This is a genomic window from Natronococcus sp. JC468, assembly GCF_012163165.1.
Taxonomy (GTDB): Archaea; Halobacteriota; Halobacteria; order Halobacteriales; family Natrialbaceae; genus Natronococcus; species Natronococcus jeotgali.
In genome coordinates this window covers 22049-30339 of sequence record NZ_JAAVUO010000034.1, presented here as the reverse complement: position 1 = coordinate 30339, position 8291 = coordinate 22049, and the positions used below count along the sequence as shown (strand labels likewise).

Below are 8291 nucleotides of genomic sequence, written 5' to 3'. Positions count from 1 at the left end.
ACGGCCGATCTTACAAGAGACGCTCGCTACTGCTACGCAGCCGAGGTGTGAGGCTTAGCTAAAGACAAATGCTGTTCGGCTTAACGGGTATAATTTTCGTTGAACTCGTAGCATCACCAAGGGCGGCCGGAAGTGAGGAAACGGCGGTTCATGGCTTTCTCTTCGGTTGCTCAGTCGGAATAATGCTTTCCGGAATTTTTCGTGCTACCAACAAACAAACTCTTTATTCAACGCTCTCGTTGGCCATCGGCTTTGCCTTTAGTGCTGTTATCAACGTATTCTGAGTCGTGTTTATGAAACCAACAGTAAGTGGACTTTTCACTATCTAGAGGGAGTCATAGAAATCACCGATAGTTTCGATTACAACCATCCCTACAGCAAATGAACTGATGAATAGGTATACATCAATGGTGCTAAATGCTTTGCTGAGGAGTCTGGCGAAGCATAGAATTGATCCTTAAAATCCTACGACGGATTTTGGGTAGATAGCCGCTCAAGTTCGGTCAGAGCCTCATCAATGGTGACAATTTCGAGATCATTCTCGAGGGCAGTCTCGATAGTATAGCGAATTCGGTCCGCAGTGAGAGTATTGTACTGGGAGTGACCTCCGACGATCGCGAGGACAGTCTTCTCAGCAGCAGTTTCCATGAACGCATCGATCTCATCTTTGCTTGCTTTATCGGTCTCGACGTACATCCGATGCATTGTCGTCGGATCCAAACCTACAAGCTCGTTGTGACCGCCGTAGCCGTGGTTCGCGACTGCAGGATAATGTTCCCGGACAATATCCTCGGCAAGGCCGTTGTACCGCCCGTAGGGATACACGAATCCCGTCACGTCTAGTCCCCATGACTCGAGTTGATTGTTCGTTCGCTCGAGAATCTCGTGCATAAACGACTCGGAATATCTGACGACCCCCGATGAACCGACGGTCTCAGTGAGGGGTGACTCGAGTTCGATGTACTCTCCGCTTGAGTCGTTGCCCCGTCCGGCGACTGTGGCCGTCGTCTGGATCTTGTCGTCAGAAATCGTAAGGGGATCACCCTCCACGGCACCGTGGCGGTTGACTGTGGCATACAGATGATCGTCGCCCTCGCGAGCGGGCTCGGTCAGTTCGATATGACCGAGCGCTCTATGGCGGTAGGTGTGGGACAGGACCCCCCACCCGTCGTCCTGCATCTCTCGAAGCTGGGCAGGATCAAGGTACGCGTCTCGTTCCTCCATGAGACCGGGACAGGCCGCCGTACAACCGGGAACGCCATACTCCTGATGGACCTCATAGGCGAGCGTGTAGTCCTCGAGCGGGCTGTCATCGTACGTGAAGACAAGCATCCCTTCGCTATCCTCGAGAACTGAGTTCTCGTCGTCGCGTTCGGTTTCATTGCCAGTTCCGTCTTGTGTGGCCGGCTCCGAACCGGTGTGGTTGCGTTCGGAGTCAGCTACTCTTTGCTCTTGTCCCTCTTGGTCCAATTCATCGGTATTTTGCCCAGAGTGCCAGTACGCAACGCCACCTACGGTAGTCACGCTGGTGATGGCAAGGACCTGCCGCCGGCGCATCTACCGCACCACCCTACTCGTCTGTCGTCGAACACAACAATTATCCCCTCCGCCAAGATTCACAGAAGCGGTATTTTCGATTCGACCATCTGAAGTTGTCTGTCCTCGTTTACCATACCATATTGATGACTGCATTCTGCTAATATTATAACCTAAATTAACACTCTACTTGAAGCATTTGGTATCTTCATACTGATCAGCCATTTAGAACTAAACGCACTCGGCGCTAGGCCAATGAGACAAGTTACCGCGTCAACAAGTGCGACCTCATAGGCATGTTATAGAATCGTCCCTACAGAATTGTTTTCACCCTGACCTTCGACAAACCAGCTGGGAGAGAGAGAGCATGCCTACTTTACAAGGAGTGGCAATCTACTTAGATTTCTTCAAGGCTGTCGAACCCATACGATTCCGAGTGCCAGTGATCCTGAAAACGTGATTGAACACTTATCATTATGGGGCGTATTGTCCCGGTAGATGTCAGTGATTCCAACAGAGTGGGGTAAGCCGGATTCTCGGCCAGGCATCTACTATGAACTTCTCTGGATAGGGCTGGCGGTTGTCGTACTCGGTACGCTCGCGTACTGGGAGCCGTTCTCAATCACCATCTCGATTACACCACAACGACTTGCCAGTGCGACAACCCTCGGTGTGATTCTCGGCATTGCTGTGACGTACAGCTCGTTTGTGAGCGAGCGGTTCCAACGACTCTGGGCAGATTTTCGCATCCGGTTCGCCGGCCTCTTCGTACTCAGCATGGGTGTCCAACTCGGACTTGCTGTCGCCCCCACGTGGACGGTGCTCACGATGCTAGCGACATTTCTCATACTCATTCCACTTCGCGTCGCTGTCTACCTTCGTACACGGTAAGTACTACAGCTGATCGCTAAGTGGTTCGCCTGTATGTAACACTCGCTGAGGTCAACACGATCGGTACGCGAACCGTTCCATGAGCTCGTATCCTTTGCTAAATGGATGTTTAACAGAGACCTGGAATCGCTCGTATACAGAGCTATGGAAAGTTGATATCTCTCACTGTCGGATGGCTCCAATCAGTCCATAATGGGTATGGTCCCGAAAAACCCACTAACAGCAATCAGTTAGTACGGCTGGTCGCCATCAGGCGTCCGAAAGACCTCATTTTCGGAATCGTCCTCAGCCAGCACCCACTCGCCTTCGTCAACAAGCTGCTCGAACTCATCCCGCTCATAATCATAGATCTGTCCAGGAGAGGGGCCGACGAGACGAACAGTGTTGTCCCCGGCATTGAGTTCGTAGAACAACGGCTCGCTTTCGGACTGTGGACCAAGGGCACCGTTCCAGTTCTCGATATTGGAGGCCGAATTCGTATTAGACATAGATCACTCTACAGACTCATCGATGAAACAATTTGTGTACTCCTCAACTCAGAACATCCAGCTCGGAACAGGCCGCTCACAACTTCGATTGCGTTCGGTCGTTGAACACCATCAGCTAATAGAGGCATTAAGAGAGCCGTGCTGGATCCACAGCACAAGTCAGTCACGAGAATTGGTCGGCTCCGATGTTAGAGACTGTGAGGCTACTGCACGTTCTCGTTTGCCTTTCGTTGTCTGGCACACCACTCGAGTATCTCCTCACGGAGTTCATCCGGTGTGGGCCCGAACAAGCGTCCGAGTCGCCAGCCGAGATTATTCCACGTCAGTTCTTCAAGTACTCCCTTGTATTCTTGTCCCTGAACAGCTCGAGTCCATCCCTGTTTGAAATTTCGTCGTCGACCTTCGGTCAAATCATTTCGCTTGTCTTCCTCAAAGGTAAGTCCCTCTAAATCGAACATAGTTAGTAGGCATATATTCCGGATAGCTCATAAGTACTTGCACGAGTGAGGGACAGATAACTCCTCACGAGACGCTGTTGCCCTACTTGCCCATTCGGATCAATCGTTCAGTTCGCACGCCGTATGTAATGCTCCGACGTTGGGTACGCTCACCCCTCGTCGCTCTCCTCACGATCACGACGCGTCTGCCGACCGGCCGGTATGGTTAACCAAGAATTGTTCAGATAATAATAGCGATTCTACATCACACCCCAGATTTCCGTCGTTTCGATCCCCCCCGTGTTTCCGACGTGATTTTCAACCCCCCTCGTTTCCGTCGTTTCCGTCGTCTCTTCATACCCCACCCCAGGTTTCCGTCGTGGAGGGCGTCATAGAAGTGTACGTGGTTGTTGGCGATCTCGAGAGAACTGGAACGACCTCAAAGCGCATGGTTCGTTTGATCAGCCGGGGCTCAGTCGTCGGCGCTCTCCTCAAGCTCGTCGGCGTTGTCCTCGAGCTCGTCGACCGGGACGCCGGTGAGCCACCACTTCGCTCGAGTGAACACACCGGCTTGATCGAGTAGTCGCTCACGGCGCTCACGGTAGCGCTCGAGCTCTCGCTGCTCGTCGACGTCTCGACTAACTCAGTGACCTCGTCGATCCGCGTATTCGTCGCGGTGAGCTTCCGCTCGAGATGGTCCTGTTCTTGCTGGAGCTCGCCGACCCGTTCGGTGAGCCGTTCATACTCAGTGATGAAATGTCTCACCGCCTCGCTCTTTGGTTCATACTCGGCGCCATCCCCCGTTTTTTCCTCGAGGAGTTCGGCTTGCTCGTCGGTGATCGTAATTGTCAGTCTCGGCACCGGTGATTCTCCTCACCGCCCGTAAGAAGTCGCTCATACAAGTGGTTCAGTCAGACGGCCGGCTGACGTAACGAATCTAATCAGCGAAATACGGTTTATGCAATCTGCTCGCCGTTCAGATAGACCTCGCTCATATCGGGCGTCATTCCGGACATGATTGACGCTCGAGAGCCGTCCCACCCGGTCGTTTTGATCTGGACGTTCCGCAGCTCGGAGTCGAACCCCGGCGTGAAATAGAAGGCGTCGCCGCGTTCGGTAAGTTCGACCGACGTATTCTCGATCACGGCTCGGTCGGTTCCCTCGAGCGCCCCGATCGCGTAGCCACCGCCGGCGCCGCCGCCGTCGCTCACACCGATCCGAACGTGACAGTTCCGAACGTGAACCTCGTCGTTCCTAATGCGGATCCCTCGCTGAGAGAGATACGTATGGTCGTCCGGCGTATGGTCGACCTCAGCAATAGAGTTCTCGATCACCGAGACGCCGTACTTCCCCTCGCGAGCCTCGTCGTAATCGGTCGTTCCATCCAGGTACTCGACGGGTTCCCAGTCAGTGCCGCCGTCGGTCCGGAGCGACGAGACGCCGGAGTTCGCGGCGTGGCAATTGGTAAGGATCTTCCGCCCGCTCCCGCCCTTGATGTAGATCCCGTTATCAGGGAAGCCGCCGCATTTCACGTTGTTCAGGTGCATAGTCCCCTGCATTTCCGGGTGGCCGGTGATCCCCGACGTCGACCACGAGGCACCGGGTCCGCTCTCTTGTCCTGGAGAGCGTCGCGTCGACCGCGTGTTGATTGTATTCTCGTAGTGTTTCCCGCCCCACCGCATATCAATTGAATCAACGAGCCCGGTCGACTCCGGGGAGTGGGTCGCGACGCGCATATTCCCGTGCGTTCCGAGGTCGTGCATTCCGTTGAACAGGATATTCCGGACCTCGAGATCGCCATCGACATGAGCTGTGAGCCCCTGCATTCCCGCATTCTCCCGCGCCCAGTCGAAAATGAAGCCACCAAACACGAGATCGCCGCGGTGAGGGGTTCCTGGAACCCCGAGCTTAAACAGATTCGTATTACCGGTGTACTCGCCTCGTGTGACCCGGTGGCCATCGATCGCGTCGACGCGCCCGTGACGGATCACGGCGTTCTGACCGATCAAGCCGACATCCCGAGAGCCGACGCGCCGGAACCAGCTATTCATCTTGTACTCGCCCGTCGGGACGAAAATCAGCGTGTCGTCGCTCCAGGCGCTCGAGAGCGCGCCACCGATCGGCTCCTCACCAGTCGGGTCGGCACCGTGATCTTCGACGAGGTTCGTAACGCTCGAGAAGCGATCGGCGTAGGCCTCGGGGTCGAGTGCCGGAGTGATCTGACTCTCGGCGTTTCCCGCACTCCCTTCTGAACTTGAGTTTCCTCCAAAAGCCGAGGCTCCCGAGCTTGGAGTCTGGCCGAGTATTTGCATACACCCGGAAAGCGAGACTCCGGCGATCGCTGCCGAGGCTGCTCGGATAACTGAGCGCCGTGAGAGTGTTTTTTCGGACATGGATTAGGGAGGGGAAGGTTAGCGGTGCCAAATCCCGTAATGACCGCCGACATAGGCGACGACGGCCCATACTAGGAGAAATACCCCTCCTCTCCCCTGTGTGATCGACTCGGGGAGGATCCCATACAACGCTCCGACAATAACGAACGTTATTCCAAGCCAAAGGCTCGCTGCCGCCCATCGGATACAGAACCAAGCGGCTCGATCGAGGTCGGCTTTAAGTCCCATCTCTCCCCTCCGAATCGGATCCAGTCTCGATTTCCTCGAGTCGTCGTTTGACCTCCTCTAGTTCGGCCTCGAGGTTGTCCGCTCTCTCGTCAAATTCCTGCCGACAGACGGCCTCATGCAGATCTTTCGCAAGCTCGGGATTATTCTCTCGGAGTAGCTTTGCGTCCTCGGCCATGACCTCGATTTTCGACTCTATTCGAGACATAAGTGATGTGCGAGTACCGGCCGGGACATTCTCGGGATCACTGATAACGTCGCGCTCGCGGTCTGTGAGTAGTGCTCGGGGCATACTCTGTACCTTTGCATGAGGACACATATGTCTGGTTCCTCTACAGTCCTCTATGTATTTGTCTTATAAATATCTATCCGTCCTACCGAAACAAATATGAAGGGTTAGGTAGATAGAGTTATATATGCCTCAAACTACTGGAGGCTTGGAAGAAACTAACGGATCGGCGAACGAGAGACTCACAAACCTCAAAACGGGACTCATGGAGTTCGGCCGTCGACATAAGTCGACGCTCCGGACTTACGGAATCTCTACTGGATTAACGCTCACGGCGTTCGCGATCCCTGCAGCGGCACAGTCCGGAGCCTCCGACGCCGAGAGCCTCATGTGCGGCGGCGCGGGAGGGCCAAACATCGGGCGGATCGTTATGATCGTCCTCGCGCTTGCAGCGTTTTTCTTCATCCTGAAAGGCGTCTTTCAGGGAATGACGGCGCTCGATAAGATGAATTCGCCGCGAGAGCAGGAGCACCTCGAGGGCAAAGAGGGCCTCAAGTCCGCCGGGACGTCGATCGGCGCGGCGCTCGTTCCGGCGCTCGCGGGCCCGTTCTTCGAAATTATCGGCATTAGCACGCTCTCGTGCATCGACTGGAGCCTCGGCGTCCTCATGATCTGGCCGTTCGGCTTCTAACACCGCCGTTTCCTCACATTATTACAGTGATTAGAAACACCCTGTTCAGTATCCTGTTTGCGCTCCTGGTAGTGTCAACGCTCGGAGCGTCGCTCGCGTCACCGGTCGCGGCGCAAACAGGAGCGGACAATACGACGGTCCCGACGCCGAGTGATTCGATCGGGAATGAGAGCGGGAACAACTCTTCGAACGCGGGGAACGCAAGCAACGAGAGCAGCGGAGGGATCGGTAACTGGGTTTCGAATGCAACGCCGTCGATCGGCAACCCCGTTCCGTCGCCATGGGAGGCCATCAAGGGGATCGTCACGTCGGGCTTCGAGGACGCAAAGGGCGGCCTCGAGAGCCTAATCAGCGAACTCAATATGTTCCTCCTCGGCCTCCCCGCTCCAGGAGAGCCGGACGACCCCGGAAGTTGGTTCTCACCGGATAATGAGATCTGGAGCTCGATCCTCGGCGTTTATGCCATGATGTCGGGTCTCGCGGTGGTTCTCCTTGTGATCGCGACTCAATTCGCGCTCGGAATGAGCGACATGAAACGGCAGCGGCAAATGTACCGAAAGATCGCGAAAGCGTTCGCGCTCGGGCCACTCTTCGGGATTCCGCTCCTCGCACTCGGATTACACGGAGGGAACGCGGTAACAATGGCGCTTACTCCGAGCGGAGACGAACTCCTCACGGATATCGGTGAGATCTCGAATCTTGGCCTCGGTATCGTTTTCGGAGGGATCCTCTTGTACTTCAAGACCGGCGCGGTTTTCCTCGGGCTGGTAATCATAGTCGTGATCTATTTCACAATCCTGCTTATCGTGGCCGCATGGCCCGCTCTCTGGGCAATGACGGTCTCGCCGTTTCCGACGCTCCAGTCTTGGGGAGAGGCCGGACTCATCACGTTCGGAAAGCTCATTCTCCTCCGAGCAACCCAGGGATTCGTCCTCCGGGTTACGTTCGCGCTCCCCTGGGGATCTCTCGGAGAGGCGACGCTCGTTATCGGCTTAATCGGGACGCTCGCCGGAGTTGGGATCGCGTTCCTCGCGCTCCCGTACTACGTCCTCCGGAAAGTAACGATCGCGAGCGCCGTGAGCCTCGGCATGAGCGGAGTCTCGACACAAGCGACCAGCAAAGCCCGCTCGGGAGCGTCTCGACTCCGTTCCCGGCTCCAGGAGAGCCGGACGACGGACACTCCCTCCCCGTCAAAGTCGCGAGGAAACGTTAAACAACGAGCGTACTCCGGCTCCTCGAAGGAGTCGGCCTCGAGCTCCTCGCGATCGGTCGGTTCGTTCGGAGGGGGGTCGAGCTCCTCCAACTCCAGCTCTCGCTCCTCGAGTACGCTCTCACTCATGCAAAGCAAGCACAACGCCGATCGAGCCTCGAAGACTCGCGCCGATGACTGACCGACGATAT

The 8291-nt window shown here is 55.7% G+C and carries 9 protein-coding genes; 4 read left to right on the top strand and 5 right to left on the bottom strand.

The window, feature by feature from the left end:
- Positions 1 to 465: 465 nt before the first annotated feature.
- The gene (locus GWG54_RS16155) at positions 466 to 1557 is read right to left on the bottom strand and encodes a polysaccharide deacetylase family protein (protein WP_167938745.1); all 1092 of its coding nucleotides are present in this window, start codon (positions 1555 to 1557) and stop codon (positions 466 to 468) included.
- A 477-nt stretch (positions 1558 to 2034) separates the two neighbouring features.
- Here GWG54_RS16155 and GWG54_RS16150 point away from each other — a divergent pair, with 477 nt between their 5' ends.
- On the top strand, positions 2035 to 2427 hold the full coding sequence (locus GWG54_RS16150; protein ID WP_167938744.1) for a hypothetical protein: 393 nt from the start codon (positions 2035 to 2037) through the stop codon (positions 2425 to 2427).
- A 230-nt stretch (positions 2428 to 2657) separates the two neighbouring features.
- Here the strand turns inward: GWG54_RS16150 and GWG54_RS16145 are convergent, their stop codons facing one another.
- The 3 genes from GWG54_RS16145 to GWG54_RS20965 form a co-directional block, all read right to left on the bottom strand.
- Positions 2658 to 2915, bottom strand: coding sequence for a hypothetical protein (locus tag GWG54_RS16145; protein WP_167938743.1), 258 nt, complete (start codon positions 2913 to 2915; stop codon positions 2658 to 2660).
- Between the two features lie 791 nt (positions 2916 to 3706).
- Entirely contained in the window at positions 3707 to 4213 is a 507-nt protein-coding gene (locus GWG54_RS20970; protein ID WP_245242843.1) for a hypothetical protein, read from the bottom strand.
- Positions 4214 to 4308: 95 nt separating this feature from the next.
- The gene (locus tag GWG54_RS20965) at positions 4309 to 4899 is read right to left on the bottom strand and encodes a hypothetical protein (RefSeq protein WP_245242842.1); all 591 of its coding nucleotides are present in this window, start codon (positions 4897 to 4899) and stop codon (positions 4309 to 4311) included.
- Between the two features lie 171 nt (positions 4900 to 5070).
- On the opposite strand from GWG54_RS20965, the gene GWG54_RS20960 reads away from it, so the two are divergent.
- A complete protein-coding gene (locus GWG54_RS20960) occupies positions 5071 to 5604 on the top strand; it encodes a hypothetical protein (protein ID WP_245242841.1) in 534 nt (177 codons plus the stop codon).
- A 358-nt stretch (positions 5605 to 5962) separates the two neighbouring features.
- On the opposite strand, the gene GWG54_RS16130 is transcribed toward GWG54_RS20960, so the two are convergent.
- Complete coding sequence (locus GWG54_RS16130) at positions 5963 to 6262, bottom strand: hypothetical protein (RefSeq protein WP_152424840.1); 300 nt, start codon at positions 6260 to 6262, stop codon at positions 5963 to 5965.
- Between the two features lie 124 nt (positions 6263 to 6386).
- On the opposite strand from GWG54_RS16130, the gene GWG54_RS16125 reads away from it, so the two are divergent.
- Positions 6387 to 6890, top strand: coding sequence for a hypothetical protein (locus GWG54_RS16125; protein WP_167938741.1), 504 nt, complete (start codon positions 6387 to 6389; stop codon positions 6888 to 6890).
- 71 nt (positions 6891 to 6961) lie between these two features.
- Positions 6962 to 8281: a hypothetical protein gene (locus tag GWG54_RS16120; protein WP_167938740.1), complete on the top strand. Its 1320-nt coding sequence runs from the start codon at positions 6962 to 6964 to the stop codon at positions 8279 to 8281.
- The last annotated feature ends 10 nt before the right edge of the window (positions 8282 to 8291 follow it).